Genomic DNA, 24,632 nt, shown 5'->3' with positions numbered 1-24,632 from the left:
CCGGCGACCATAGAGCCATTGCCGGACACGGACCAGCGGCGGTTTTCCACAACATGGAAACAAACCGCGACATCCTGCGCACATTGACGAAGCGTGTCGCGGCGACTAGCGTCCCGGCCGGAACTGGTTCCGCCGCAAGGCGGATGAAAAGGGAATGCGGTGCGGCCGTTTCGGCCAAAGCCGCGACTGCCCCCGCAACTGTAACCGTCGAGCCTTTCTCCACGACGCCACTGTCCGCCCCGTGCGGCCGGGAAGGCGGAGGAAAGGCGAGGACACGGAAGTCAGGAGACCTGCCTTTTCCGGTCACCCATGCTTGGCCACGGGGTGTGGTCAGGCGCGGTCGTCCGTGGCGGTGACACTGAACGTGTTGCCGCATGCCGGTGACGGCCGAGGGTCGCTGCGGACGGAGGTCCGCCACTCCCAGATCGACCGGAATCGCTGCGGTTCGTGATGAACCTCGGGGCGATGATCTCGCCGCCCGTATGTCTTGGGGGCCGATTATGGGAAGAACGATATTATTGGCCGGCGTCGCCGCGCTGGCGCTGACGGGCCATGCCGGCGCACAGGATGCCGATGCGGTCGGCACGGCGGGCACGACCAAACTGGACCGCATATTGATCAGCACGCCGCTGCGGCGCGAAACCTCGCTCGAACGCTCCACCTCTTCGGTGACGGTGATCGACAAGGAAGAGATCAAGCGATCGGCCGCACCCGACCTGCCGTCGCTACTGAAGACCTATACCGGCGTGACCATAACCTCCAACGGCGGCTTGGGCGCCGATTCGAGCGTATCCATCCGCGGAACCACCGCTGCCCAGACGCTCGTGCTGGTCAACGGCGTGCGCGCCGGATCGGCCACGGTCGGAACAGTGAACCTGTCCAGCATCCCACTTTCCTCGATCGACCACATAGAAATCGCCAAGGGCGGGCACTCGGCCCAATATGGAGCCGATGCCATAGGCGGCATCATCAACATCATCACCAAACAGGGCGGCGTTTGTGCCGACGGCCGCAATTCCTGCGGTTCGGCGACCGTCGGCGTGATGCACCCGTGGGGCGGCTATGTCTCGGGCGGTCTTCAGGGCAGGAGCGAGAGCGGCATCGACTACGCGCTTGGCGCGCAGGTAATCGGCACGCAGGGCTATGATTTCACTTTGCCAACTGCCTGGGGCCATGAACCGGATCGGGACGGCTTCCGGCAGGGTTCGGCCAATTTCTCGCTGGCGAAAGACCTGGATTGGGGCCGCATCTACGCAGACGGCCTCTACGCACGCGGCCGCATCCAGTATGACAGCAACTTCCCGACGGCCAATGAGGCCGACACCGACAATTTCTCGGGCAAGCTCGGTACCCGGATCGACCATTCCGACACCTGGTCGTCCACCGTCGAACTGTCGTCCGCGCTGGACGACACCTCCAGCTTCCGGGGCGACATCAAGGGCGACGATTTCGATACCCGTCGCTACGGCATATTCGCTTCCACGCAGAAGACCGTTGAAACCGATGCGACGCGACACGTCTTTCTCGGCGGCGTGGAAGCCTATCGCGAATCCGTTGCAGGCAGTTCGATTTCCGGCGCGGCCTATGACAGGACGAGCCGCGACCTGACCGCGGTTTTCGGCCAGTATTCTTTCGAATACGAAGCTCTCAACATCGATTCCGGACTGCGCTACGATCACAACAGCCAGTTCGGCGGGGCCACCACCTACAATCTCGGCGCAAGCTATGAATTGACCGGCGGACTGGTCGCGCGCGCGTCCTTCGCCACGGGCTTCCGGGCGCCGACATTCAACGATCTTTACTACCCCGATCCCTTCACTCCGGGGAATCCGAACCTCAAGCCGGAGAAATCCCGTTCCTACGAGGTCGGCCTGCGCTGGCAGGCAAGCGACGACACCAGCCTCGACATGGCCGTCTACCGCAACGAGATCAGCGACCAGATCAATTGGGCGCCTATCGACCCGAGCGATCCGTTCGGTGCCTGGCACCCCGACAACGTGCAGCAGGTCAGGATCACCGGCTTCGAGGCCACCCTGTCCCACCGCTTCAACGAGGAATGGAGCGGCGGGGCTTCGATCGACATCCGCCAGCCGCTCAATGTCAGCCCGGATGCGCCCGGGCGCTATGTGATCTATGCCGACCGCTTCAAGGCCACGGCCGAACTGACCTACAGCCCGACGCCGCAACTCGATCTGACCGGCAGGGTTCTCTACGGCGCGTCCCGCTACGCCGACGAAGCCAACCAAATCAAGCTGCCGGACTATGTGACTGCCGACTTCGTCGCTCGATATTCGCTGGATGACCGTTCGCGCTTCAAGTTCTCGGTGGAGAACATGTTCAATGCGCAATATCAAACCAAACGGTACTACAGAGCCCCGGGCCGCACCATGGATTTGAGTTTCACCCGCGAGTTCTGAGGACGCGCCAAGTCAGGGGCAAGCCGGGTTCGAAGGAAGGCGATGGGACGGAAGCGATCAGGGACAAGGACGGCAACGCTGCTGGCGGCAGCCGCCCTCGCCTTTTCCGTTCCCGCCCTCGCCTCCGATCCGCCCGGGCGCGTCGTGTCGCTGAACCTCTGCACCGACCAGATGGCCATGCTGGTCGCGGGCAAGGGCCAGCTCTATTCCGTGTCCGACCTCGCCTCGGACCCGCAATCCTCGATGATGGTGGACGAGGCCCGAGACTACGTAGTCAATCACGGGCTGGCGGAGGAGGTCTTCCTCATGCGGCCGGATCTCGTGCTCGCCGGCACCTACACGACGCGTGCCACGGTCGAGCTTTTGCGCCGGCTTGGCATACGCGTCGAGGAATTCGCGCCCGCCGAGTCCATCGGCGACATCCGTGCCGGTTTCCGGCGCATGGGCGACCTTCTCGGGCACCGGGCGCGGGCGGACGAGATCGTCTCAGCGATGGACCGCGACCTTGCCGCGCTGGAAGCCGGCAAACGGCCGGACCTCACCATCGCGGCATGGGAGCCGAACAGCTACACCTCGGGAACCGGAACGCTGGTGGATGCGGTCATCCAGGCTGCGGGCCTGACCAACATCGCCTCGAAGCTCGGGCTGACGGGCATGGCCAAGCTGCCGCTGGAAACGCTGATCCTGTCGCGACCCGACCTCGTGGCGGGCGAGAACCCGCATTATGCGGCCCACTCCGTCGCCCAGGACAATCTCGTCCACCCCGCCTTCAGGGAGGCCGTCCGTCAGGCCGTTCCGGTGGCGCTGCCGGCCAGATACACGATCTGCGGCGGCCCGTTCACCGTCGATGCTGTCAGGATGCTGCAGCAGGCCGCGTCGAAGATCCCGGAGCGCCGATGAACGACACGGCAAGATACAGGCTGCTGCTGTGCGGCCTCGGCGGCCTGACCGCCCTGCTTTTCCTGCTTTCGCTCGGCGTCGGACCGGCGGCCATCGCCTTTTCCGAGAGCATTCGCGCGCTGTTTTCCGACCAGCGCGACGCCATCGCCCTCATCATGCGGGAAGTGCGCCTGCCGCGCGCGCTGCTCGGCCTGATGATCGGCGCCACGCTCGGGCTTTCGGGCGCTGCACTCCAGGGCTATCTGCGCAACCCGCTGGCCGAACCGGGGCTGATCGGCATCAGCGCCGCCGCCTCGCTGGGCGCGGTGCTGGCCATCTATTCGGGCCTGACGGCGATGTTCGCGCTGGCGCTGCCGCTCGCGGCCCTTGCCGCTGCCGTGGTCGCCGTCGTCGTGGTGCAGATGCTGGCCGGCCTGCGCGGAGGCGCGCTCAGCATCATCCTGGCGGGCGTCGCTGTCTCCAGCTTCGCCGCCGCCATGACCTCGCTGGCGCTCAACCTCTCTTCCAACCCCTTCGCGGCGATGGAGATCATGTTCTGGATGCTGGGCTCGCTGACTGATCGCTCCATGGTGCATGTGTGGCTGTCCGCGCCCTTCATGCTCCTCGGTTGGGTCATGCTGGCCATGCTCGGCCGCGCGCTCGACGCGTTGACACTTGGCAACGACACCGCCGCCAGCATGGGCATCGACCTGCGGCGCGTGCAGTTCCTGGCCGTGTTCGGCACCGCCGCCTCGGTCGGCGCGGCCACCGCGGTGGCCGGCGCCATCGGCTTCGTCGGGCTGGTGGTGCCGCATATATTGCGGCCGCTGGTCGGCTCCCGCCCTTCGCGCCTGCTGCCGGCCAGCGCGCTCGGCGGCGCCTCGGTGGTGCTGGCGGCCGATATCGCCGTGCGCCTCATCGCCCCCGAGCGCGATCTCAAGCTGGGCGTGCTCACCGCCATCGTCGGCGCCCCGTTCTTCCTGTGGCTGGTCTACCGCACGCGCCGGAGGCTGGCATGACGCTGCTGTCGGTTTCCAGCCTCGACGTCTCGCTCGGATCGAAGCCGGTGCTTGACGGCGTGTCCTTGACCGTGGAGGCGGGCGAATTCGTCGGCCTGATCGGCCCGAACGGCGCGGGCAAATCCACATTGCTGCGCTCGATCGTCGGCCTCGTGCCCTCGGCCGGCGCCATCGAGATCGACGGAAGCCGCGCCGCGGATATGACCGCGCGCCAGCGGGCGGCGAAGATCGCCTATCTGGCGCAGGATCGGGACATCGCCTGGGACGTGCCGGTGGAAATGGTGGTGGCGCTAGGCCGCGCCCCGCACCGGCCCGCCTTCGCCGCTCTCGGCGCCACCGACCGCATGGCGATCGACGAGGCGATGCGGCGCATGGAAGTTGACACCTTCCGCGAGCGCCCCGCCACCGAGCTTTCCGGCGGCGAGCGGGCGCGCGTGCTGATCGCGCGTGCGCTGGCGCAGGAAACGCCGCTGCTCCTGGCCGACGAGCCGGCCGCCGGCCTCGATCCGCATCACCAGATCGCCCTGATGCGCCTGTTCGCCAACCTGGCGGCCGAAGGCAGGAGCACCATAGCCTCCCTGCACGACCTCGGCCTCGCCGCGCGCTGGTGCTCGCGCCTGCTGCTGCTGGATCGCGGCCGGCTGGTTGCGGACGGCCCGCCGCAGGCGGTGCTGACGCCCGAGCGCGTGCGCGAAATCTACGGCGTCACCGCCTTCTTCGGGGAAGCCGATGGCCGCCGCTTCGTGCAGCCGCTCGATCTCGTCGGAGACGGTCAGCCGCAGCGTTGAGGCCGCGCCTCCCCACCGATCTGCCAGATTTCTCCGGCCTGCTGCTCGGCCCTCCATTCGGCCACGGCCGCCCGCATCGCGTCCAGCACGGCCGCGCCGGCCGCCTCGCCGAGCAGCGTATGCAGGCCTGCGAAGTCGCGTTCGGCCCTGCCTTGCGGGCAAGCCACCACCACGCAGTCCGTCCCCGTGCCGGTCGCGGCCGCGCCGTCGGGCATGGTTTCGATCCCGGCCTCCAGCACCGCCAGCGTGCGCGCCTGCACGGCCACGGACATGGCCTCGACCATGGCCGCATCCGACAGCGGACGGTTGACGCGCAGCAGAAGGTTGATGGTGCCGACTGCCGGCCCCGGATGCCGGCGGCGGCCGACACGCTCGGCATTAGACATGCCAGCCGTCACCAGGCAGGTGGCCGCGTCGCCTTCGACATCGGCCTGCCGCAGATGATGGCGGCTTATGTCGCGCGAGGTGATCAGGCCGACCGCCTGTTCGTGACCGGCGGCCCGCATCTGCTTGCGAAACCATTCCAGCGCGTCGAGCTCGGGCGGCAAGTCGGCATTGCGCACCTCGCGCCAGACCACCCGCCGCGCCGTGACGAACCCCGGCGCGCTGATCGACCAGCTCAGCATGCGGTGCGGCGCGCCGAGATCGGCGACGAGCCAAGGCCGTTTGCAACTGACTTCCATGGTTTCCCCGCTCCGGACGATCGCTTGATCACTACGCGGCGGGAACGGCCGTGTCGACAGGCTCAGGACGCGCCACGCCATGCGGCGGCGTGGTCCTTCGATGACGGAAGCGGCGCAACGAGCGGTCTGGTCATCGCGGAATTCGAGGCAGGTTCGGCAGGCATCCGGCCGGCCGCCGATTGACGCGCCTCAAAGAAGGCGCGCGGGCGTCCCGCTAGGATGCAGCCAACTCATCCGCCGCAGGACAGTCCGTTGCATTCCTCCATTCTGCACAAATATGGCGACGCACGCCTTCCCCGCTACACCAGCTATCCCACGGCGCCGCGTTTTTCCTCTGCAATCGGCCCGGAGGCCTATGGCGAATGGCTGGCGGCCATTCCCGCCGGCGAGCCGGTGTCGCTCTACCTGCACGTCCCGTTCTGCCGCTCCATGTGCTGGTATTGCGGCTGCCACACCACCATCACGGCCAAGGACAGGCCGATTGCCGACTACATCGAGACGCTGCGCCGGGAAATAGGTCTGGTTTGCGCGCGCGCGACGTCGTCGCTCCGCGTGGAGAAGGTCCATTTCGGCGGCGGCACGCCGACCATCGTCACGCCGGCGGAGTTCCTTGCGCTGAGCGGCCTGCTGCGCGAGCATTTCTATTTCAGCCCGAGCGCGGAGACCGCAGTCGAGATCGATCCGCGTACCCTGACCGCCGAGATGGCCGAGGCGCTGGGAGAGGCCGGCGTCGGCCGCGCCAGCCTGGGCGTGCAGAGTTTCGACCCCGTGGTGCAGAAAGCGATCAATCGCGTGCAAAGCGAGGAGCGTACCGCTGAAGCCGTGCACGACCTGCGCGCGGCCGGCATCGACCGCATCAATTTCGACCTGATCTACGGCCTGCCGCATCAGGATGTGCGCTCATGCGTCGAGACGGCGAAGGCGGCCATTGCCATGCGCCCGGATCGCTTCGCCGTGTTCGGCTACGCCCATGTGCCCTCTTTCAAGAAGCATCAGCGCATGATCGACGAGGCCGCCATTCCCGACAGCGAAGCCCGCAGCGAGCAGGCGCTTGCGATTGCCGAGACGCTCGTCGCGGCCGGCTATCGCCAGATCGGCCTCGACCACTTCGCGCTGCCGGGCGACGACCTCGCATTGGCGCAGGCGAACGGAACATTGCGGCGCAATTTCCAGGGCTACACCACCGACCGCTGCGAAACCCTGCTTGGCTTCGGCGCTTCGTCGATCGGCCAGACCCGCCAGGGGTATGTCCAGAACGAAGTCGGGCTCGGCCATTACGGCCAGCATATCGCCGCCGGCCGGTTGGCCACCGTCAAGGGCTACCGCCTCACCGGCGAGGATCGCATGCGGGCCGAAATCATCGAGCGGCTGATGTGCGATTTCGAAGCCGATGTTTCCGCGATCTGCGCCCGCCACGGCTTCGATGCGGCGGAACTGATCGACGACAATCGCCGGCTGGCCGAACTGGAGGCGGACGGCATCCTGGAGATCGGCGACGGCGTGGTTCGGCTGGCAGACAGCCACCGCTTCCTCATCCGCGCGGCGGCGGCGGCCTTCGACGCCTATGTCGACCAATCGGGCCGCCTGCACGGCAAGGCTGCCTGAGGCGGCAACGCCACGCAGGGATCAGCTTCGCGCGCCGCCTTTGCCTGCCTGCTGTTTTGCCTGCAGCCGGGCATAGGCGAGCCAGTCGTCCAGCAGACCGAGATCCTCGCGCGAAAACGCCGACCGTCGTTTCAGGTTTTCGAACGTGTCGCCGGGGTGGCAACGGTCGTAGGCAGCCCGCGCGATCGCCTCGACGCGTTCTTCCCATTTGCCGTTGCCCGCCACCTTGTCTCCGGTCGCCGTCTGTGAAGCCATCGCGTTCCTGCCCATGATATCTGATCGCCTCCCTGCACGGATTCCTTCACTCTACTCCATATCCCCATGCCGATGTTGTCGAAGAACAATGAAGCACGGAACCGTCTGCCCACGCGATTTCTCGCGTTCGGCGCGCCATCGCACGGCGACGGTTCGCCGCGCCGCACCCTGGGCGTCGGCCGGTTGAAGACGCTTTGCGCGGCCGGAAGCGTCTGTTATGCCTCCGCCGACAAGCAATTCCCGGCGTTCCGTCGCGACGGAACGCGCACGACCCGCGGCCGCCATCATGCCTGCCAGAGACATACCCGGTAAGAAAGGCCGCCTTCTCCAGGCAGTGTTCTCCCGCCGCTTCGAGGGGCCCTCCGGCTACGTGCTGGCCACCGTCACGGTCGCCATCGCTTTCCTGATACGTCTCGGCCTGCACGAGGCATTGGGCGAACGCGCGCTGCTTATCCTTTTCGTGCCGGCCATCCTTCTGTCCGCGATAGCCGGCGGCACCGGTCCGGCTCTTGCGGCCCTCGTGCTGTCTTTGCCCGGTGTCGCCTATTTCAGCAGCCTTCGCGGCGACCTGCTGCAGAACGTCATCGAACTGGCGGTCTACGTGATAACGGGCCTGTTCATCATCTGGATGGGCGGGATGCTGCACCGCGCCAGCCGCGCCATAGACAAGGCGCAGGCCACGCTGAAGGCGCGTGAAGCCCATCTGCGCACCCTGTTCGACACTACTCCCGATGCCACGGTGGTGATCGACGCGCACGGTGCGATCACCTCCTTCAACAAGGCGGCCATCCGCCAGTTCGGCTATTCGGAAGCGGAAGTGCTTGGCAGAAACGTCAATGTGCTGATGCCGGAGCCCTACCGCACCGAGCACGACGACTATATCAACCGCTACCTCTCGACCGGCGAGAAGCGCATCATCGGCATAGACCGGGTGGTGGTCGGCCAGCGCAAGGACGGTTCGACCTTTCCCATGAAGCTGGCCGTCGGCGAGATCAAGACCGGCGGGAAAACCTTCTTCGCCGGCTTCATCCGCGACCTCACCGAGCGCGAGGAATCGGCCGCGCGCCTGCAGGAGGTGCAGACGGAACTGGCACGCCTCGCCCGTATCAACGAACTGGGCGAAATGGCGTCGACGCTTGCGCACGAATTGAACCAGCCGCTCGCCACCATCGCGAACTACACGCAGGGCTGCGTGCGGCTGCTGGCCCAGATGGACGATACGCTCGCGGCCCGAATGCGCGAAGCGCTGGAGGAAACCGCGCGCCAATCGCTGCGCGCCGGCGAGATCATCCGGCATCTGCGCGAATTCGTCACCCGCGGCGAGACCGAAAAAGCGCCGCAGGACGTCCGCAAGCTGGTCGAGGAAGCCGGCGCGCTGGCGCTGATGGGATCCCGGGAACTCGGCATCCGCTCGGTGTTCGACCTCGCCCCCGGCACCGAACTGGTCATGGCCGACCGGGTGCAGATCCAGCAGGTGCTCATCAATCTCATGCGCAACGCCATGGAAGCCATGCGCGACAGCGAGCGCCGGGAGCTTCGGGTGCGCACCGCCGTCGAGCCGAGCGGCAGGATATCGGTGGAGGTTTCCGACACCGGCCCCGGCATCTCCGAAGAGATCGAAGCAAGGCTGTTCCAGCCCTTCGTGACCAGCAAGCGCGGCGGCATGGGCATCGGCCTGTCGATCTCCAAGCGCATATTGGAGGCCCATGGCGGCGAACTGATCGCCAGCCGCAACGCGGACGGAGGTGCGACCTTCCGCTTCACCCTTCCGACCGCGCCTTCTGCTAACGCTGACCCCGACAGGAAAGAGGTGACGCATGCAGAGCGGTGACTATGTCGTGCACATCGTCGACGACGAGGAGCCCGTCCGCAAGTCTCTGGCCTTCCTTCTGGTCATGGCGGGCTTTGCCGTGCGTGCCCACGATTCGGCGACAGGCTTTCTGGAACTCGCCACCGCGCCCGGTTTCGGCCGGGCCTGCCTGGTGACGGACCTGCGGATGCCCGACATGACCGGCGTGGAGCTGCTGGAGAAGCTGCGCGCCGCCGGCGCGATGATGCCCGCGGTCGTGATCACCGGCCACGGCGACGTGCCGATGGCGGTGGCCGCCATGAAGGCCGGCGCGCTCGACTTCATCGAAAAGCCGTTCCAGGAAGACGTCCTGATCGAGGCGATCCGGCGCGCGGCGGGGCATATTTGCGAGGCGCCGGAGAAGGCCGACGATGCCGCAGACATCCGCGCGCGGCATTCCCAGCTCACCGAACGTGAGCGGCAGGTGTTGTCCGCCGTGGTGGCGGGCATGCCCAACAAGACCATCGCCTTCGATCTCGACATCAGCCCGCGTACGGTCGAGGTCCATCGCGCCAATGTGATGGCCAAGATGCAGGCCCGCAGCCTGCCGGAACTCGTGCGCATGGCGCTTGCCGCCGATCTCGCGGACGCGTGAGCGCGGCGACTTGATTTGGCGCAATGCGCCACTCGTTTCCTGCGGCAAGGTGACACTGGCCTGTTCGATCCGATGGCGGATCTTCCGGAGATGCCTCGTTGACCCAAGCCGCGTTGATACTCGTCGTCGCCCCCGATGCGGATTTCCGGCATTCGCTGGAGTTTGCGCTGGAGACGGACGGCTTCGCGGTCGAATCCTACGAGAATGTCGATGCCGCCTTCGCCTCGCAAAGGGCTGGCTTTGCCCGCTGCGCGGTGCTTGACGACGGCGCCATCGCCGACTGGCAGATGCTGGGCGAGGAAGCGCTGCGCTTCGGAAAGCCCGTCATCCTGCTGATGGACAGGGTCCGCAGGGTGCCCGACCTGCCCCACATTTCCGAGCTGACGAAGCCCTTCCTGGGCGCGCCGCTGACCGAGGCCGTCCGTCGCGCCATGGCTGAGCCTGGCCATACGTAGTTTCCCGTAGGGACATCTCCGAATTTCCGAATCCGGGCATTTGCGCGATGTCTCGGCGAAACGATCTTGCGGAGGCAATCATGACTCTCCTGGAGTCTACCCACGCTCTCTTCGACGGCCACGACGCGCATACGCACATCGAAACAGGCTCCTCGCGCTCCGAACCGTTCAGGAGCCCGCCCACGCTGTTCACGGCCGGCACCGAGATTTACGCCCAAGGCGAGAAATGCACCTGTCTCTACGAGATCGAATTCGGCGCCGTGCGTGTCTATCGCTTGCTGGCCGACGGCCGCCGCCAGATCTCGGCTTTCCATCTCGCCGGCGAGACGTTCGGCTTCGAGGCCGACGCCAACCACCATTTCTTTGCCGAAGCCATCTGCGCCAGCGGCATCCGGGCCGTGCATGCGGCGCCTTCGGGCCGAAACGCCGAAAACCGGCTTCTGCCGCTGGCGCTGAAAACCCTGGTGCGGGCACAGGAACACCTTCTGGTGCTCGGGCGTCAGAACGCGCTTGAACGCGTCGCGGCCTTCCTGGCCGACATGGCGGAGCGCCAGGGCGACCTCAGGCATGTGGAACTGCCGATGTCGCGCAACGACATCGCCGATTATCTGGGCCTGACCATAGAGACGGTTTCGCGGGCCTTCACCCGGCTCAAGCGCGACGGCGTCATCCGCCTGCCGGGCCTGCGCAGCGTCCAGATCGTAAAGCGCCGCGCGCTTGACGACCTTCTGACCTGAATCCGTCAGAAAGTCCTGGCGCCGTTCACCATCAGCCGCACGCCATAGAGCGAAGTGGTGCCGCAGATATAGAGCACGTTGAGCTTGGCGCCGCCGAACACGCAATTGGCAACGACCTCCGGCACCTTGACCTTGCCGATCAGCGTGCCGTCCGGATCGTAGCAATGGATGCCGTCTTCAGCGCTGGTCCAGATGCGCCCCGCATCGTCCAGCCGGAAGCCGTCGAACAGGCCCGCGGTGCAGTCGGCGAACAGGCGGCCACCCGAAACCCTGCCGCTTTCGCTGACGTCGAAGACCCGCATATGCGCGGGGTGTTCCGGGCCATGCGTGCGGCCCGTATCGACGACGTAGAGTTGCTTCTCGTCGAGCGAGAAGGCCAGCCCGTTCGGCCGCACCATGTCGGTGATGACCGCCTCTATCGAGCCGTTCGGATCGACGCGATAGACGTAGCAGGCGCCGATCTCGCTCTCGGCCTTGTCGCCCTCATAATCGGTTTCGATGCCGTAGGCGGGGTCGGTGAACCAGATCGAGCCGTCCGACTTCACCACCACGTCGTTGGGCGAATTCAGCCGCTTGCCCTGCCAACGGTCGGCGATCGTGACGATCGAGCCGTCGTGTTCGGTGCGGCTGACGCGGCGGCCCTGATGCTCGCAACTGACCAGCCTGCCCAGCCGGTCCACCGTGTTGCCGTTGGAATTGCCGCATGGCTGGCGGAACACGCTGACGCTGCCGTCGGTCTCGTCGTAACGCAGCATGCGGTTGTTGGGGATGTCCGACCAGACCACATAGCGTCCGGCCGGGAACCATGCAGGACCTTCCGCCCAGCGGCAGCCGGTGTAGAGCTTCTCCACATGGGCCGAACCGTTGAACAGCCGCGCAAAGCGCGGATCGAGGATTTCGTAGTCCTCCGCAGGCATGGTCTTCCTCCCCGGCCAGTAGACGGATCATATTATCAGACAAGAACATGCGGTCGCCAAAAAGCAAGAGCGCGGCCCGAGAATTCCCCGGACCGCGCTCCCTCGCAAACTTGTCGCTACCTCTAGTCGATGTCGAAGGACACCCCTTGGGCGAGCGGCAAGGCATTGGAATAGTTCACCGTGTTGGTGGCGCGGCGCATATAGGCTTTCCAGGCGTCCGATCCGCTCTCGCGACCGCCGCCGGTCTCCTTCTCGCCGCCGAACGCGCCGCCGATTTCCGCGCCCGAGGTGCCGATATTGACGTTGGCGATGCCGCAATCCGAGCCGTCCGCGCCGAGGAAGCGTTCCGATTCCTGAAGGTCGCGGGTGAAGATGGATGACGACAGGCCCGCTCCCACCGCATTGTGCTGGGCAAGCGCCTCGTCGAAATCGGAATATTTCATCACATAGAGGATCGGCGCGAAGGTCTCCTCCGTCACCGGAGCGACCTGCTTGGGCATCTCGACCAGCGCCGGATGGACGTAATAGGCGTCCGCGTGGCCGTTCTCCAGACGGCTGCCGCCGGTCACCTTGCCGCCATTGGCCCTGGCCTGTTCGAGCGCCTTCTGCATGTGATCGAAGGCGGCCTGGTCGATCAGCGGCCCGACCAGTGCGCTGGTCTCCAGCGGATTGCCGACCGAAACGCTTTCATAGGCCCTCTTCAGGCGCGGCACGATCTTGTCATAGACGCTTTCATGCACGAACAGGCGCCGCAGCGTGGTGCAGCGCTGGCCGGCGGTGCCCATCGCGCCGAAGGCGATGGCGCGCAGCGCCATGTCGAGATCGGCCGAGGGGCAGACGATGCCGGCATTGTTGCCGCCGAGTTCAAGCACTGCACGCGCAAACCGCTTGGCAAGGCGCGGACCGACCTCGCGGCCCATCCGGGTCGAGCCGGTGGCCGAAACCAGCGGCACCTTTGCGTGGTCGACCAGCACCTCGCCGACGGCGCGGTCGCCGATCAGCACCTTGAGCAGGCCCTCGGGCGCATCGGCGCCGAAGCGCTTTGCGGCACGCTTGAAGATCGCTTCGCAGGCTAGTGCGGTGAGCGGCGTCTTTTCGGAAGGCTTCCACACCACCGAGTCGCCGCAGACCAGCGCCAGCGCCGCATTCCACGACCACACGGCCACAGGGAAGTTGAAAGCCGAGATGACGCCGACGACGCCGAGCGGGTGCCAGGTTTCCATCATGCGGTGGCCGGGGCGCTCGGTGGCGATGGTGAGGCCGTAGAGTTGCCGCGAAAGACCGACCGCGAAGTCGCAGATGTCGATCATCTCCTGCACTTCGCCGAGGCCCTCGGAGGGGATCTTGCCGACCTCGATCGAGACCAGGCGGCCGAGTTCTTCCTTGTACGCGCGCAGTTCCTCGCCGAGCAGCCGCACCAGTTCGCCGCGCTTCGGGCCCGGCACCAGCCGCCATTTGCGGAAGGCCGCATCCGCCTCCTCGATCGCCCTGGCCGCGTCGGCCGGCGAAACCTGCTTCAAGGCGGCGATCTTCTCGCCGGTGACAGGGCTGTGCACGGCGAGATCGCCGCCGGCTAGCACGCTGTTCGGCACGCCCATTTTCTCAAGCAGCGCCGCCGTTTCGTTCGCAATCGTCATCGTTTTTACCTTTCGGATCGGTTCGACCGCCTGCGCGCGCGACCGGGATCGCAAGCGCATCCATCTGGCTTGGCATTACCCGTTTCGAAACGGCTCCGCCAGTCCGACATGGTTCCTTGCATGGTGCAAAAGGCGCGGGCAGGAGCCTCGCCCCACATTTAGGGATCGATGCCGGCGAATATCAACCGGCCTTGCTGCCGTTGCCCGGCCGGCCGCTTTCCTGCATCAGGCGGTCGATATGCATGCGGATATGGGCTGCCTCCGCCGCCGTATTGGCAAGCGAGATCGCCTGATCGAAGGCGACGCGCGCTTCCGCGTCCCGCCTCAGTTCCATGAGCAGGCCGCCCTTGACGCCGTGGAAGTGGAAGTAACCGGACAGGCGCTCCTCGAGCGGCTCGATCATGGCAAGTGCCGCGGCCGGCCCCTTGAGCTTGGCCACCGCAACCGCCCGGTTGAGCGTCACCACCGGCGAGGGCTGCATCTGTTCCAGAAGCCCGTAGAGGAGGTCGATCTCCTGCCAGTCGGTGTCCTCGGCGCGGCCCGCGCGGGCATGAAGCGCGGCAATGGCCGCCTGCACCTGGTAGGGTCCCGGCTTGCGGTGGCGCAGCGCCTTGTCGACCAGCGCCAGCCCTTCGTCGATCAGCTTGCGGCTCCACAGCGTCCGGTCCTGGTCGTCCAGAAGCACGATCTCGCCATTCGCGTCGAAGCGGGCCGGCGCGCGCGCGTGCTGGAGCAGCATCAGCGCCGTCAGCCCCATGATCTCGGGCTCGGCCGGAAACAGCCTGAGCAACAGCCGCGACAGCCGTATCGCCTCCTCGGCCAGCGGCGCACGGGCAGCCGCCTCGCTTCCGGCTGCCGAATAGCCTTCGTTGAAGACGAGGTAGATCATCGCCGCCACGGCGGCCAGCCGCTCCGACCGCTCCACCGCGCCCGGCGCTTCGAACGGCACGCCGCCATCGGAAATGCGCGCCTTGGCGCGGGTGATACGCTGCTCCATCGCGCTTTCGCCGACCAGGAAGGCGCGCGCGATCTGCTTTACCGACAAGCCGGAAACGATGCGCAGCGCCAGCGCGATCTGCTGCGTCTGCGGCAGGTCGGGGTGGCAGCAGATGAACAAAAGCCGCAAGATGTCGTCGCGGTAGTGCGCGCCGTCCAGCCGCTCGACGACGTCGGTCTCCACGTCATCGAGATCGGAGACCTTGTCCTCTTCCGGCATCGGCGCATGCCGGGCTTGCTTGCGCACCTGGTCGATGCCGCTGTTGCGCCCGACGAAGATCAGCCAGGCGGCCGGGTCGCGCGGCGGCCCGTTCTTCGGCCAGGCCTTCAGGGCACGCAGGCACGCTTCCTGGAACGCCTCCTCCGCCATGTCGAGATCGCGGAAATAGCGCAGCAGTGCCGCCACCGCCTGCGGGCGGGCGGCGGCCATGGCGGAGTTGATCCAGGCGACGTCGTTCATATCGTGGCCGCTACCCGGTTGAGGACGCCGATCGGCCGGATTTCGTAGGAGCCGCCGCTGGGATTCACCTCCGAAAGCTCGCGCGCGAAATTGACCGCCTCGTCCAGATTGTCGCAATCGACGGTGTAGAAGCCGAGGAACTGCTCCTTGGTCTCCGCGAAAGGCCCGTCGAACACGACCGCCTCGCCCTTGACCTTGCGCAGCGTGGTGGCCGCCGTCGTCGGCAGGAGACGGGCCACCGGCCCAAGCTTGCCGGCCCTGGCGTATTTCTCCTGTACGGTGGCGAGTTTCGCCATGACGGCGTCGTCCTGTTCCTTGCTCCAGGAACAGACCACGTCCTCGGAAGCGTAGCAGAGAATGGCGTAGAGCATGGGACGTCCTTCTGTTTCGATCAAAGGACGAAACAGTTAGGCCGAACCCGACAGCGCGTCGACAAAAAATCTTCCCGGTTTCTCCGCAAACCGGCACCCGCCCGCCGCTCCATACGGGCGGCGGCAGTCCGGCATCGATCCCGGCGCTCGGCAGCGGCCCGGGACCGAAGGGGTCAGAAAAACGCCTGCAATCCGGTCTGGGCGCGGCCGAGGATCAGCGCATGCACGTCATGCGTACCCTCATAGGTGTTGACCGTCTCCAGGTTCTGCGCGTGGCGCATGACGTGGTAGCCGATCTGGATGCCGTTGCCGCCGTGCATGTCCCGCGCCATGCGGGCGATGTCCAGCGCCTTGCCGCAATTGTTGCGCTTAACGATGGAGATCATCTCGGGGGCCATCCTGCCCTCGTCCATCAGGCGGCCGACGCGGAGCGAGCCCTGCAGGCCGAGCGCGATCTCGGTCTGCATGTCGGCCAGCTTCTTCTGGAAAAGCTGCGTGCCGGCCAGCGGCTTGCCGAACTGCTTGCGGTCGAGCCCGTACTGGCGGGCGCGGTGCCAGCAATCCTCCGCCGCGCCCATCGCGCCCCAGGAGATGCCGTAGCGGGCTCGGTTCAGGCAACCGAACGGACCGCCGAGACCGCGAGCGTTCGGCAGCAGGGCCTCTTCGCCGACCTCGACATTCTCCAGCACGATTTCGCCGGTGATCGAGGCGCGCAGGCTGAGCTTGCCGTCGATCTTGGGCGCCGACAGCCCCTTCATGCCCTTTTCGAGCACAAAACCGCGGATCACGTCCTTGCCGTCCTCGCCCTTCAGCTTGGCCCATACCACGAACACGTCCGCGATCGGCGCGTTGGATATCCACATCTTGGAGCCGTTGAGGCGATAGCCGCCCGCCGTCTTCTCCGCGCGCGTCTTCATGCCGCCCGGATCGGAGCCGGCGTCCGGCTCGGTCAGGCCGAAGCAGCCGATCCATTCGCCGGAAGCGAGCTTGGGCAGGTATTTCCGGCGCTGCTCCTCCGAGCCGTAGGCGTGGATCGGGTACATCACCAGCGAGGACTGGACGCTCATCATCGAGCGATAGCCGCTGTCGATGCGCTCCACCTCGCGCGCGATCAGGCCATAGGTGACGTAGTTGGCGCCGAGGCCGCCATATTCTTCCGGCACCGTGACGCCCAAAAGCCCCGCCTCGCCCATCTCGCGGAAGATCGCGGGGTCGGTCTTCTCCTGCATGTAGGCGTCTTCGATGCGCGGCGCGAGCTTGTCGGCGGCAAACGCCGCCGCACCGTCGCGGATCATGCGCTCGTCTTCGGAAAGCTGGTCCTCCAGCAGGAAGGGATCGTCCCAGACGAAGGCGTTCTTTTCGGCTGCCATATCCATCTCCTCACGGGTATGGGCCGGCTTATCCTCCTCCGCCGGGCAAAAATCAAATGAAATTGCCTCGGCGATCAATGAGGATTAGGAATGGATTATGAATGTCCAACGCCGCCTTCTCCCGTCCACCGGCGCGCTTGCCGCCTTCGAGGCGGTCGCGCGGCTGGGCAGTTTCACGGCCGCCGCGCAGGAGCTCGACCTCACCCAGGGAGCCATCAGCCGCCAGGTCAAGCAATTGGAAGCGCAGCTCGGCCGGCTTCTGTTCCGGCGCGACAGCCGCAATGTCGAACTGACCGCCGAGGGCGAGGCCTATGCCGAAACGGTACGCGCCGCGCTTGCACAACTGCGCGATGCGGCGGTGCAATTGATGAGCAATCGACATGCCGGCACGCTCAACCTCGCGATCCCCCCGACCTTCGGGACACGCTGGCTCATCCCGCAGGTGCCGGATTTCGTCGAAAAGCACCCCGACATCACCATCAACTTCGCTACGCGCATCGGCCGCTTCGATTTCGCGCGGGAAAGGCTCGACGCCGCGATCCATGTCGGCCAGCCGGACTGGCCGGGCGCGGATTGCACCCTTTTGATGAACGAGGAGGTCGCGCCGGTGGCCGCCCCCGACTTCATCGCGAACCGCACCATTGCCACGCCCGCCGACCTGAGCCGGCAGCCGCTGCTGCACATGGCTTCGCGTCCGGGCGCCTGGGCGGAATGGTTCGGGAACCAGGGGCTGAGCACGCCCGCCGGTCCCGGCATGCAGTTCGAGCAGTTCTCGACCGTGGCGCAGGCTTGCCTTGCCGGGCTCGGCGTCGCCCTGCTGCCGCTGTTCCTCATCGCCGGCGAGTTGCAGAGGAGCCAACTGGTGCTGGCGCCCGGCGGCCCGATGCGCAGCCGCAGCGCCTATTATCTCGTGGTGCCCTATGAAAAGCGGCTGCACCCGCCCGTCGTCAGCTTCCGGGAATGGCTGCTCGCCAAGGCAGCCTCGGCGCAGGGTTGACGCGGCTCAGACCATGCGGCTCAGCTGCCCGAGGAAGGCGACGATCTCCAGATCGAGCGGATCGTCCACCGGCACGGGCTGCGACGACATCTTGACGATGACCGTCTCGCGCGCCGGATCCACATAGAGCCATTGTCCGTGAATGCCGATGCCGCAGAAAGCGCCATGGCCGTCCTGGTACCATTTGTTGCGATAGCGACCCTGCGGGAACAGGAAGGCCATGGAGCCACGCTGCCAGGCTGCGCTGCTTCCGCCGGTGACGGTGTCGCGGACCCATGCCTCGGGCACCACGCGGCGGCCGTTCGCCATGCCGCCTTGGCGCATCATCTCGCCGACGCGAGCCAGATCGCGCGGCGTGACCGAGACGCCGCCGGCCGTGCGCGGCGAGCCTTCCATGTCGACGGTGATCGCGCCCTCACCCGTCGCGCCGATCGGCATCCAGAGCTTCTCGCTCACCAGTTCGGCGAAGCGGCGACCGGTGGAGCGTTCCACCAGAAGGCCGAGCAGGTCCGAATTCGGCGAACGGTAGCGGAAGATCTCGCCATGCGGCTCGTCCAGCTTCGGCAGGGTCATGAGGAAGGCCGAAAGGCTCTGCTCGCCGCCGCCGGGGTTCCACAGCGTCGCCTTGCGGTAGCGCGCGAAGGCGCTGTCGGGGTCGAGATAAGCCTCCTCGAAATCGAGGGCGACGGTCATGTCGAGCACATGCCGCACCGTGGCGTCGCCATAGGCAGAGCCGGCCGCCTCGGGAATGTAGTCGGTCACCGGTGCATCCGGGTCGAGCAGCCCCTCGCCTTCGGCGATGCCGGCCATGATCGCCGTCAGCGACTTGCTGATGGAAAAGATGAGATGCCGCGCGCCGAACTCCATATGGGGAGCGAACCAGTCGCCGACGAAACGTCCGCCCTTCATCGCCGCCAGGGCGTCGGTGTCCGAACGCTTCAGGAAGTCCAGAACGGTTTCTGGCTTGCCCGCGACGGAGACATTTTCGCCGAGCAGCGCTCCGAAGTCCTGCACGGGCGTCTCCGTCGAGGCCGGAGACGCCTCGATACCGGCACTCGGCACCAGTTCGCCGACATTCTGGAATGCCCAGCGGTTGAACGGGCTGGTCCGCCAATTGGCCAGCGTGACCTCATTGCGCGGAAAGCCGAATTTCTGCTCGAACGCGGTCGGGCCCTTCATGTGTTCGTCCTTCCTGAAATTCGCTCCCGGCCGCGGCGGCCTCGTGCCCGGCGGCCCGGCAGGTCCTGCCAGGCCGTCGAGCGCCGGCAGCGCCTATTTCTGCAGTTCGGTCCAGATCTTGGTGTAGAGATCGTGCACTTCCGGCGGGCAGGTTTCAAGGAATTCGCCGGCCTTCTGGTACTGTTCGGGCACGATCAGTTCCGGTGCGCCCTTCATGTCCGCGGGCATATATTGCTCGGAGCCCTTGATGCCATTGGCGTATTTCGCAAAGCCGGAGATCAGCGCCGCGTTCTGCGGGTCCATGATGAAATTCATGAACAGCTTGGCGTTTTCGGGATTCTTGGCGTCCTTGAGCAGCGCCACGCTGTCCATGAAATAGGGAAAGCCCTCTTTCGGATAGCCGAAGCGCACATCCGGGTTCTGCTCGCGCGAGCGCAGCGCGGCACCGTTCCAGTAGAACGCGGCGCCGTAGTCGCGGCTGGCGAACTTCTCGATCGTGCCGTAGTCCATGGCGATCCATTTCGGCTTCGCCTCGACCAGCTTGTCGCGCACCTTCTTCAGCAGCGCGCGATCGTCCGTGCACCACTTCCCGCCGAAATATTTGATCGTCGTGAACAGCACGTCGTTCATTTCCGGCGCGACATTGATCTTGCCGACCAATTCCTGTGGCGGATCGAGGAAGATCGACGAGGTGTTGATGTCGCCCTTGTAGAGGGAGGTGTCCACGATGATGCCGGTGAGGCCCCACTGCCACGGCACGGTGTAGTGCCGGCCCGGATCCCACGGCACGTTCACCCAGCGCTCGTCCACATTCTTGAAATTCTCCATCTGGTCCGGACGCGCCTCGGCGATCAGCCCCTCCTTGACCCAGATCTGGACGTAGTTGGCGGACGGCACGACGATATCGAACCCGTGGCCGCCGGCGCGCACCTTGGCGAGCGCGGTGTCGTTGGAATCGTAGTCGGTGACCGTGACCTTGACGTTGTATTGCTTCTCGAACTTCTTGATCAGGTCCGGGCTGGTGTAGTTGCCCCAATTGTAGATGTTGAGCTGGCCGTCCGCCCAGGCTGCCCCGGCCGAAACGGCAATGGCCGCGGCCGTTGCCAAAGCTGTCAATGCCCGTCTCATTATTCGTCTCCCATTGTCTGGCGTTGCATTGTTCTGGTTACGCTTGCTTCCGGTTCAGGAAGAAGAAGGCCGTGACGATGGCCACCGAAAGGGCCAGGAAAACGGTGGCGATGGCGTTGATCTCGGGCGTGACGATGCGCCGAAGCTGGCCGAGCATGTAGGTCGGCAGCGTCTCCTGCCCGCCCGACTTGACGAATTCGGTGATCACCACGTCGTCCAGCGAGATGACGAAGGCCAGCATGAAGCCGGCGATGATGCCCGGCCGGAGCAATGGCAGGGTGATGCGGCGGAACATCATCCACGGCGTGGCGTAGAGATCGGCCGCCGCCCGTTCCAGCGTCAGGTCCATGCCTTCCAGACGCGCCCGGATCGGCAGGTAGGCGAAGGGAATGCAGAAGGCCGTGTGCGCGGCGAGCAGGTATCCCAGTCCCGAATAGCCGGTCCACACCTTGATGCGCGAGAACACGATCAGCAGGGCCACGGCGGTCACCACCTCCGGCACCATCAGCGGCTGGTTGATGAAGGCGTATTTGAAGGTGAGCCCGCGGTACGGCCGCGTGCGGGTCGTCGCCAGGGCGGCCATGGTGGCCGCGATGGTGGATATCGTCGCCGCGACCGTGGCGATGACGAGCGAGCGCGTCGCCGCCTCCTGCACGACGTCGTTCTGCGCCGCGGAGATGAACCAGCGCAGCGACACGCCTTCCCACACGGCGATGGAATTGCCGGCGTTGAAGGCATAGGCGACCAGCGTCGCGATCGGCAGATAGAGCAGGAAGAAGGTGATCAGGGCGATGGTCGCGAAGCCGGGCTGCGCGCGGATGTCGAAGCGCCTAGCCATTCTGGTCCGTTCCCGATCTTGTCGTGCTGCGCACATAGACGAGCAGCGCCGTCATGACGACCACCATCAGCGTGATCGAGATCGCTGCGCCCAGCGGCCAGTTGCGCCCCTGCCCGAACTGAAGTTCGATCAGGTTGCCGAGCATCATGTTCTTGCCGCCGCCCAGCACGCGCGGCGTCACATAGGCGCCGAGCGACGGGATGAAGACAAGGATCGATCCCGCCACGACGCCCGGCATCACCAGCGGCACGATGATGCGCCTCAGCACCTGGAGCCGGCCGGCATAGAGGTCGTAACCGGCTTCCACCAACCGGAAATCCAGCTTTTCCATCGAAGCATAGAGCGGCAGCACCATCAGCGGCAGATAGACATAGACCATGCCGAACAGGATCGCCGTATCGGTGAACATGATCTGGACCGGCCGCTGGATCACGCCCAGCGCAAGCAGCGTGGTGTTGATGATGCCTTCGTTGCGGATAACCTCCTGCATCGCGAAGGTGCGGATGAGCAGGTTCGTCCAGAACGGGATCGTCACCAGGAAAAGCCAGACCTCTCGCTTCTCCGCCGGGCGCGTGGCGATGAAATAGGCCGTCGGAAAGCCGAGAAGGAACGTGACGACCGTGGTCAGGAGCGAAAGGCGCACGGAGCGCCAGATGATGGTGAGGTTGGCGTCGGCCAGCGAGATCGTGTCGTCGAATATGTCGCGCTGGAAGAAGACGGAGAACCAGCCGTCCAGCGAGAACTGGCCGAACTTCACGTCGCCATAGTCGCCCTTGGCCATGAAGGAATAGGCCAGCATGACGAAGAGCGGGCCTATCGCCGCGAAGAAGATGATCAGCAGCGCCGGGGCCGAAAGCAGCCAGCGGTCGCGTATGTCGCGCTTTTCCGCCGCCCTGGCGATTTGCTGCGCGCTCGCCATCAGTCTCTCAGCACCTGCGCGGCGTCCTCGCCGATGACGATGCCGATCCGCTCGCCGCGCTGGCAATCGATGCCGGCGCCGCGCGCGTTCTGCTGGCGCACGATGAACGTTTCTCCGCCGTCGAGCTTTACGTGGATGTGTGTGTCGGTGCCGAAATAGACGACCGTCTCCACCGTACCGGAGAGGTCGGCGGCGTCCCTCACCAGCCGGGCGTGCTCGGGCCGTATGACGACCGTCGCCTCCGCCTTCGGCTGAAAACCTTCCGCCAACGTGGCCGTGATGGTGGGGCCGGATTTCAGCGTGGCGCGGGCCTTGCCGTTCGCCATGCCGTCGATCGCGGCCGTCAGGAAATTGGTCTCGCCGATGAAGTCGGCCACGAAGCGCTCGGCCGGCTTGTCGTAGATGTCGCGCGGGCTGCCGACCTGCAGGATCTTGCCGGCCGACATCACCGCGATGCGGTCGGACATGGTCAGCGCCTCTTCCTGGTCGTGGGTGACGAAGATGAAGGTGATGCCGGTCTGATGCTGCAGCCGCTTCAGCTCGATCTGCATTTCCTTGCGCAGCTTGTAGTCCAGCGCCGACAGCGGCTCGTCGAGCAGCAGCACTTTCGGCTGCGGCGCAAGCGCCCGCGCCAGCGCCACGCGCTGCTGCTGGCCGCCGGAGATCTGGCTGGTGCGGCGGTCCTTCAGCGCCTCCATGCGCACCAGCCGCAGCATCTCCGAGACGCGCGCCTTGACCTCTTCCTTCGGCTTGCCGAGCATCTCCAGGCCGAAGGCGATGTTCTGCGCCACCGTCATGTGCGGGAACAATGCGTAGGACTGAAACACCGTGTTGACCGGCCGCTTGAAGGGCGGCAGCGGCGCGATGTCCTGCCCGTAGAGCAGAATCTCGCCGGCGCTGGGGAAATCGAACCCCGCGATCAGCCGCAGCAGGGTGGTCTTGCCGCAGCCCGACGGCCCCAGAAGCGTGAAGAACTCGTTTTCGCGAATGGAAACTGAAACCGTATCCAGCGCCGCGACCTGCGCTTCGCCCGTCCCGAACACCTTTCGGACGCCTCGGACCTCGATCGCATTCCTACCCGGCTGATCCGGCACGCAATCCCCCGCTATCGATCGCCCGCTCTTGTGTCGGGTCCGGCCAATTGTCAGCACATGGCGCGAGGCTTGGCAACTGCCAGAACACGTCCTTCGCGTTAACATTGACCCGCAGGCGGCTCTTGTGGAACGTGATGCGGCGCGGCTAGGCTGAAAGCGGAGACATCCGCAAACGGATCCGGCAACGAACGACAGGGGAACGATGAAGACCGTTTTTTCGCCGCTGCACGCCGGTCACGCCGGCACCATGGAACTCAACAACGGGGAGATCATGCCCGGTTTCGAGAAGCCGTCGCGCGCGGAGATCATCCGCGCGCGGGTCGAGAGCGAGAAGCTCGGGCCGATACTGCCGCCGCAGATTCACGATCTGGCCGCCGCAAAGCGCGTCCACCGCGCGGACTATATAGACTTCCTGCCGACCGTGTGGCCGGCCTGGGAGGCTGCCGGGCGGTCCGGCTCGGCCCTGCCCTTCACCTGGCCGACACGCGGCCTGCGCGGCGACGCGCGCCCGAAAAGCCTCGACGCGTTGCTGGGGTTCTACTCCTTCGATGCCGGCGCCCCTTTCGTGAAAGGCACCTGGGACGCCATCAAGTCGTCCTATGACGTGGCATTGACGGCGGCCGCACTCGTCAAGGCCGGCGAGAACACCGCCTTCGCCCTGTGCCGCCCGCCCGGCCACCATGCCGGCGATGCCTTCATGGGCGGCTATTGCTACATCAACAACGCCGCCGTCGTGGCACAATGGTACCTCGACGAGGGCGCCAGGCGCGTCTCGATCCTCGATGTCGACTACCATCACGGCAACGGCACCCAGCAGATCTTCTATTCCCGCTCCGACGTGCAGGTGCTGAACCTGCATGGCGACCCGATGGTGGAATATCCGTTCTTCCTTGGCCATGCCGACGAGCGCGGCGCGGGCGCGGGCGAAGGTTTCAACGTCAACTATCCCATGCCCTTCGGCACCACCTGGGAGCAATGGAACGCTTCGCTGGAAGATGCCTGCAAGAAGCTGGAAGCCTATGCGCCGGACGTGGTCGTGGTCTCGCTCGGCGTCGACACTTTCGAGAAGGACCCGATCAGCCGGTTCAAGCTCAGGAGCGACGACTATCCGAAGATCGGCCGGCGCATCAGGAAGCTCGGCCTGCCCACCCTGTTCGTCATGGAAGGCGGCTACGCGGTCGAGGAGATCGGCGTCAACGCCGTCGGCGTGCTGACCGGATTCGACGAATAGATTCAAAGCCGGACCGGCGGCGGAAGCTGCCGGCCGGCCCGTTTTTCAGGCCCTCGCGCCCTGAGTCGCAACAGCTCGAGTCCATTGATTAAAATTTTGTCAATTCGCGTTTGCGGTCGGATTCTTCTGGGGGTAGATTAAACCCGAATCAGTCGTTTCCCGGGGCGGGGCGAACCACTAACAGTCTGATGTTCCGGAGTTTTCCGGTGCAAG

At 65.7% G+C, this 24,632-nt stretch carries 23 protein-coding genes and 1 riboswitch; of the genes, 11 read left to right on the top strand and 12 right to left on the bottom strand.

Features of this window, described 5'->3' with window-relative positions; genetic code table 11:
* The first annotated feature begins 107 nt into the window (after positions 1–107).
* Positions 108–313: riboswitch (cobalamin riboswitch) on the top strand.
* A gap of 187 nt (positions 314–500) precedes the next feature.
* Genes QU595_RS21120 through QU595_RS21105 form a run of 4 tightly spaced genes read left to right on the top strand, consistent with a single transcriptional unit; the run spans position 501 to position 5,103 of the window.
* Complete coding sequence (locus QU595_RS21120; RefSeq protein WP_315925544.1) at positions 501–2,417, top strand: TonB-dependent receptor plug domain-containing protein; 1,917 nt, start codon at positions 501–503, stop codon at positions 2,415–2,417.
* A gap of 42 nt (positions 2,418–2,459) precedes the next feature.
* Entirely contained in the window at positions 2,460–3,317 is an 858-nt protein-coding gene (locus QU595_RS21115; protein WP_315925542.1) for an ABC transporter substrate-binding protein, read from the top strand.
* On the top strand, positions 3,314–4,315 hold the full coding sequence (locus tag QU595_RS21110) for an iron ABC transporter permease (RefSeq protein ID WP_315925540.1): 1,002 nt from the start codon (positions 3,314–3,316) through the stop codon (positions 4,313–4,315). The genes QU595_RS21115 and QU595_RS21110 overlap by 4 nt, the downstream gene beginning before the upstream one ends.
* On the top strand, positions 4,312–5,103 hold the full coding sequence (locus QU595_RS21105; protein ID WP_315925538.1) for an ABC transporter ATP-binding protein: 792 nt from the start codon (positions 4,312–4,314) through the stop codon (positions 5,101–5,103). Before QU595_RS21110 ends, QU595_RS21105 begins: the two co-directional genes overlap by 4 nt.
* On the opposite strand, the gene QU595_RS21100 is transcribed toward QU595_RS21105, so the two are convergent.
* Complete coding sequence (locus QU595_RS21100; RefSeq protein WP_315925536.1) at positions 5,088–5,786, bottom strand: adenosylcobinamide amidohydrolase; 699 nt, start codon at positions 5,784–5,786, stop codon at positions 5,088–5,090. The two genes, QU595_RS21105 and QU595_RS21100, sit on opposite strands and share 16 nt — an antisense overlap.
* 219 nt (positions 5,787–6,005) lie before the next feature.
* Here QU595_RS21100 and hemN point away from each other — a divergent pair, with 219 nt between their 5' ends.
* Positions 6,006–7,391, top strand: coding sequence for an oxygen-independent coproporphyrinogen III oxidase (gene hemN, locus QU595_RS21095; RefSeq protein WP_410000534.1), 1,386 nt, complete (start codon positions 6,006–6,008; stop codon positions 7,389–7,391).
* A 21-nt stretch (positions 7,392–7,412) separates the two neighbouring features.
* On the opposite strand, the gene QU595_RS21090 is transcribed toward hemN, so the two are convergent.
* On the bottom strand, positions 7,413–7,646 hold the full coding sequence (locus tag QU595_RS21090; protein WP_315925533.1) for a hypothetical protein: 234 nt from the start codon (positions 7,644–7,646) through the stop codon (positions 7,413–7,415).
* 286 nt (positions 7,647–7,932) lie between these two features.
* Here QU595_RS21090 and QU595_RS21085 point away from each other — a divergent pair, with 286 nt between their 5' ends.
* The 4 genes from QU595_RS21085 (at position 7,933) to QU595_RS21070 (ending at position 11,282) form a co-directional block, all read left to right on the top strand.
* Positions 7,933–9,477 (top strand): PAS domain S-box protein, encoded by a 1,545-nt coding sequence (locus QU595_RS21085; protein WP_315925531.1) that lies wholly within the window; start codon positions 7,933–7,935, stop codon positions 9,475–9,477.
* Positions 9,464–10,090 (top strand): response regulator FixJ, encoded by a 627-nt coding sequence (fixJ, locus tag QU595_RS21080; RefSeq protein ID WP_315925529.1) that lies wholly within the window; start codon positions 9,464–9,466, stop codon positions 10,088–10,090. The genes QU595_RS21085 and fixJ overlap by 14 nt, the downstream gene beginning before the upstream one ends.
* A 98-nt stretch (positions 10,091–10,188) precedes the next feature.
* Positions 10,189–10,545, top strand: a complete 357-nt coding sequence (locus QU595_RS21075; protein WP_315925527.1) for a hypothetical protein — start codon at positions 10,189–10,191, stop codon at positions 10,543–10,545.
* 80 nt (positions 10,546–10,625) lie between these two features.
* Positions 10,626–11,282 carry a helix-turn-helix domain-containing protein gene (locus QU595_RS21070; protein WP_315925525.1) on the top strand — a complete coding sequence of 219 codons (657 nt, stop codon included), beginning with the start codon at positions 10,626–10,628 and terminating at the stop codon, positions 11,280–11,282.
* A gap of 5 nt (positions 11,283–11,287) precedes the next feature.
* On the opposite strand, the gene QU595_RS21065 is transcribed toward QU595_RS21070, so the two are convergent.
* The 5 genes from QU595_RS21065 to QU595_RS21045 form a co-directional block, all read right to left on the bottom strand.
* Positions 11,288–12,199 (bottom strand): SMP-30/gluconolactonase/LRE family protein, encoded by a 912-nt coding sequence (locus QU595_RS21065; protein ID WP_315925523.1) that lies wholly within the window; start codon positions 12,197–12,199, stop codon positions 11,288–11,290.
* Positions 12,200–12,321: 122 nt separating this feature from the next.
* Positions 12,322–13,836, bottom strand: coding sequence for an aldehyde dehydrogenase family protein (locus tag QU595_RS21060; protein ID WP_315925521.1), 1,515 nt, complete (start codon positions 13,834–13,836; stop codon positions 12,322–12,324).
* 181 nt (positions 13,837–14,017) lie between these two features.
* A complete protein-coding gene (locus QU595_RS21055; RefSeq protein ID WP_315925519.1) occupies positions 14,018–15,292 on the bottom strand; it encodes an RNA polymerase sigma factor in 1,275 nt (424 codons plus the stop codon).
* On the bottom strand, positions 15,289–15,663 hold the full coding sequence (locus QU595_RS21050; RefSeq protein WP_315925517.1) for a YciI family protein: 375 nt from the start codon (positions 15,661–15,663) through the stop codon (positions 15,289–15,291). Before QU595_RS21050 ends, QU595_RS21055 begins: the two co-directional genes overlap by 4 nt.
* A 173-nt stretch (positions 15,664–15,836) precedes the next feature.
* The gene (locus tag QU595_RS21045) at positions 15,837–17,033 is read right to left on the bottom strand and encodes an acyl-CoA dehydrogenase (protein ID WP_315925515.1); all 1,197 of its coding nucleotides are present in this window, start codon (positions 17,031–17,033) and stop codon (positions 15,837–15,839) included.
* A gap of 97 nt (positions 17,034–17,130) precedes the next feature.
* Between QU595_RS21045 and QU595_RS21040 the strand changes: the two genes are divergently transcribed.
* A complete protein-coding gene (locus QU595_RS21040; RefSeq protein ID WP_315925513.1) occupies positions 17,131–18,030 on the top strand; it encodes a LysR family transcriptional regulator in 900 nt (299 codons plus the stop codon).
* A 6-nt stretch (positions 18,031–18,036) separates the two neighbouring features.
* On the opposite strand, the gene QU595_RS21035 is transcribed toward QU595_RS21040, so the two are convergent.
* The 5 genes from QU595_RS21035 to QU595_RS21015 form a co-directional block, all read right to left on the bottom strand.
* The gene (locus QU595_RS21035) at positions 18,037–19,209 is read right to left on the bottom strand and encodes a serine hydrolase (protein ID WP_315925511.1); all 1,173 of its coding nucleotides are present in this window, start codon (positions 19,207–19,209) and stop codon (positions 18,037–18,039) included.
* A 93-nt stretch (positions 19,210–19,302) separates the two neighbouring features.
* The gene (locus QU595_RS21030) at positions 19,303–20,337 is read right to left on the bottom strand and encodes an extracellular solute-binding protein (RefSeq protein WP_315925509.1); all 1,035 of its coding nucleotides are present in this window, start codon (positions 20,335–20,337) and stop codon (positions 19,303–19,305) included.
* 37 nt (positions 20,338–20,374) lie between these two features.
* A complete protein-coding gene (locus QU595_RS21025; RefSeq protein WP_315925507.1) occupies positions 20,375–21,175 on the bottom strand; it encodes an ABC transporter permease in 801 nt (266 codons plus the stop codon).
* A complete protein-coding gene (locus QU595_RS21020; RefSeq protein ID WP_315925506.1) occupies positions 21,168–22,094 on the bottom strand; it encodes an ABC transporter permease in 927 nt (308 codons plus the stop codon). The genes QU595_RS21025 and QU595_RS21020 overlap by 8 nt, the downstream gene beginning before the upstream one ends.
* Positions 22,094–23,188 (bottom strand): ABC transporter ATP-binding protein, encoded by a 1,095-nt coding sequence (locus tag QU595_RS21015; RefSeq protein ID WP_315925504.1) that lies wholly within the window; start codon positions 23,186–23,188, stop codon positions 22,094–22,096. The genes QU595_RS21020 and QU595_RS21015 overlap by 1 nt, the downstream gene beginning before the upstream one ends.
* 202 nt (positions 23,189–23,390) lie before the next feature.
* On the opposite strand from QU595_RS21015, the gene QU595_RS21010 reads away from it, so the two are divergent.
* A complete protein-coding gene (locus tag QU595_RS21010; protein WP_315925502.1) occupies positions 23,391–24,419 on the top strand; it encodes a histone deacetylase family protein in 1,029 nt (342 codons plus the stop codon).
* Positions 24,420–24,632: the final 213 nt, after the last annotated feature.

This window comes from Mesorhizobium sp. SP-1A, assembly GCF_032460275.1.
Taxonomy (GTDB): domain Bacteria; phylum Pseudomonadota; class Alphaproteobacteria; order Rhizobiales; family Rhizobiaceae; genus Mesorhizobium.
The sequence above is the reverse complement of the archived record's forward strand: the minus strand, read 5'-3'. Positions and strand labels throughout refer to the sequence as shown.

Bases quoted from the DNA above. Each gene is read 5' to 3' on its own strand.
- QU595_RS21055 (WP_315925519.1), bottom strand. From the start codon at position 15,292: ATGAACGACGTCGCCTGGATCAACTCCGCCATGGCCGCCGCCCGCCCG.
- QU595_RS21090 (WP_315925533.1), bottom strand. From the start codon at position 7,646: ATGGCTTCACAGACGGCGACCGGAGACAAGGTGGCGGGCAACGGCAAA.
- QU595_RS21065 (WP_315925523.1), bottom strand. From the start codon at position 12,199: ATGCCTGCGGAGGACTACGAAATCCTCGATCCGCGCTTTGCGCGGCTG.
- QU595_RS21085 (WP_315925531.1), top strand. From the start codon at position 7,933: ATGCCTGCCAGAGACATACCCGGTAAGAAAGGCCGCCTTCTCCAGGCA.
- QU595_RS21020 (WP_315925506.1), bottom strand. From the start codon at position 22,094: ATGGCGAGCGCGCAGCAAATCGCCAGGGCGGCGGAAAAGCGCGACATA.
- QU595_RS21115 (WP_315925542.1), top strand. From the start codon at position 2,460: ATGGGACGGAAGCGATCAGGGACAAGGACGGCAACGCTGCTGGCGGCA.
- QU595_RS21110 (WP_315925540.1), top strand. From the start codon at position 3,314: ATGAACGACACGGCAAGATACAGGCTGCTGCTGTGCGGCCTCGGCGGC.
- QU595_RS21060 (WP_315925521.1), bottom strand. From the start codon at position 13,836: ATGACGATTGCGAACGAAACGGCGGCGCTGCTTGAGAAAATGGGCGTG.
- QU595_RS21105 (WP_315925538.1), top strand. From the start codon at position 4,312: ATGACGCTGCTGTCGGTTTCCAGCCTCGACGTCTCGCTCGGATCGAAG.
- QU595_RS21010 (WP_315925502.1), top strand. From the start codon at position 23,391: ATGAAGACCGTTTTTTCGCCGCTGCACGCCGGTCACGCCGGCACCATG.
- QU595_RS21040 (WP_315925513.1), top strand. From the start codon at position 17,131: ATGAATGTCCAACGCCGCCTTCTCCCGTCCACCGGCGCGCTTGCCGCC.
- QU595_RS21025 (WP_315925507.1), bottom strand. From the start codon at position 21,175: ATGGCTAGGCGCTTCGACATCCGCGCGCAGCCCGGCTTCGCGACCATC.
- QU595_RS21035 (WP_315925511.1), bottom strand. From the start codon at position 19,209: ATGAAGGGCCCGACCGCGTTCGAGCAGAAATTCGGCTTTCCGCGCAAT.
- fixJ (WP_315925529.1), top strand. From the start codon at position 9,464: ATGCAGAGCGGTGACTATGTCGTGCACATCGTCGACGACGAGGAGCCC.
- QU595_RS21045 (WP_315925515.1), bottom strand. From the start codon at position 17,033: ATGGCAGCCGAAAAGAACGCCTTCGTCTGGGACGATCCCTTCCTGCTG.
- QU595_RS21030 (WP_315925509.1), bottom strand. From the start codon at position 20,337: ATGAGACGGGCATTGACAGCTTTGGCAACGGCCGCGGCCATTGCCGTT.
- QU595_RS21050 (WP_315925517.1), bottom strand. From the start codon at position 15,663: ATGCTCTACGCCATTCTCTGCTACGCTTCCGAGGACGTGGTCTGTTCC.
- hemN (WP_410000534.1), top strand. From the start codon at position 6,006: ATGCAGCCAACTCATCCGCCGCAGGACAGTCCGTTGCATTCCTCCATT.
- QU595_RS21070 (WP_315925525.1), top strand. From the start codon at position 10,626: ATGACTCTCCTGGAGTCTACCCACGCTCTCTTCGACGGCCACGACGCG.
- QU595_RS21100 (WP_315925536.1), bottom strand. From the start codon at position 5,786: ATGGAAGTCAGTTGCAAACGGCCTTGGCTCGTCGCCGATCTCGGCGCG.
- QU595_RS21120 (WP_315925544.1), top strand. From the start codon at position 501: ATGGGAAGAACGATATTATTGGCCGGCGTCGCCGCGCTGGCGCTGACG.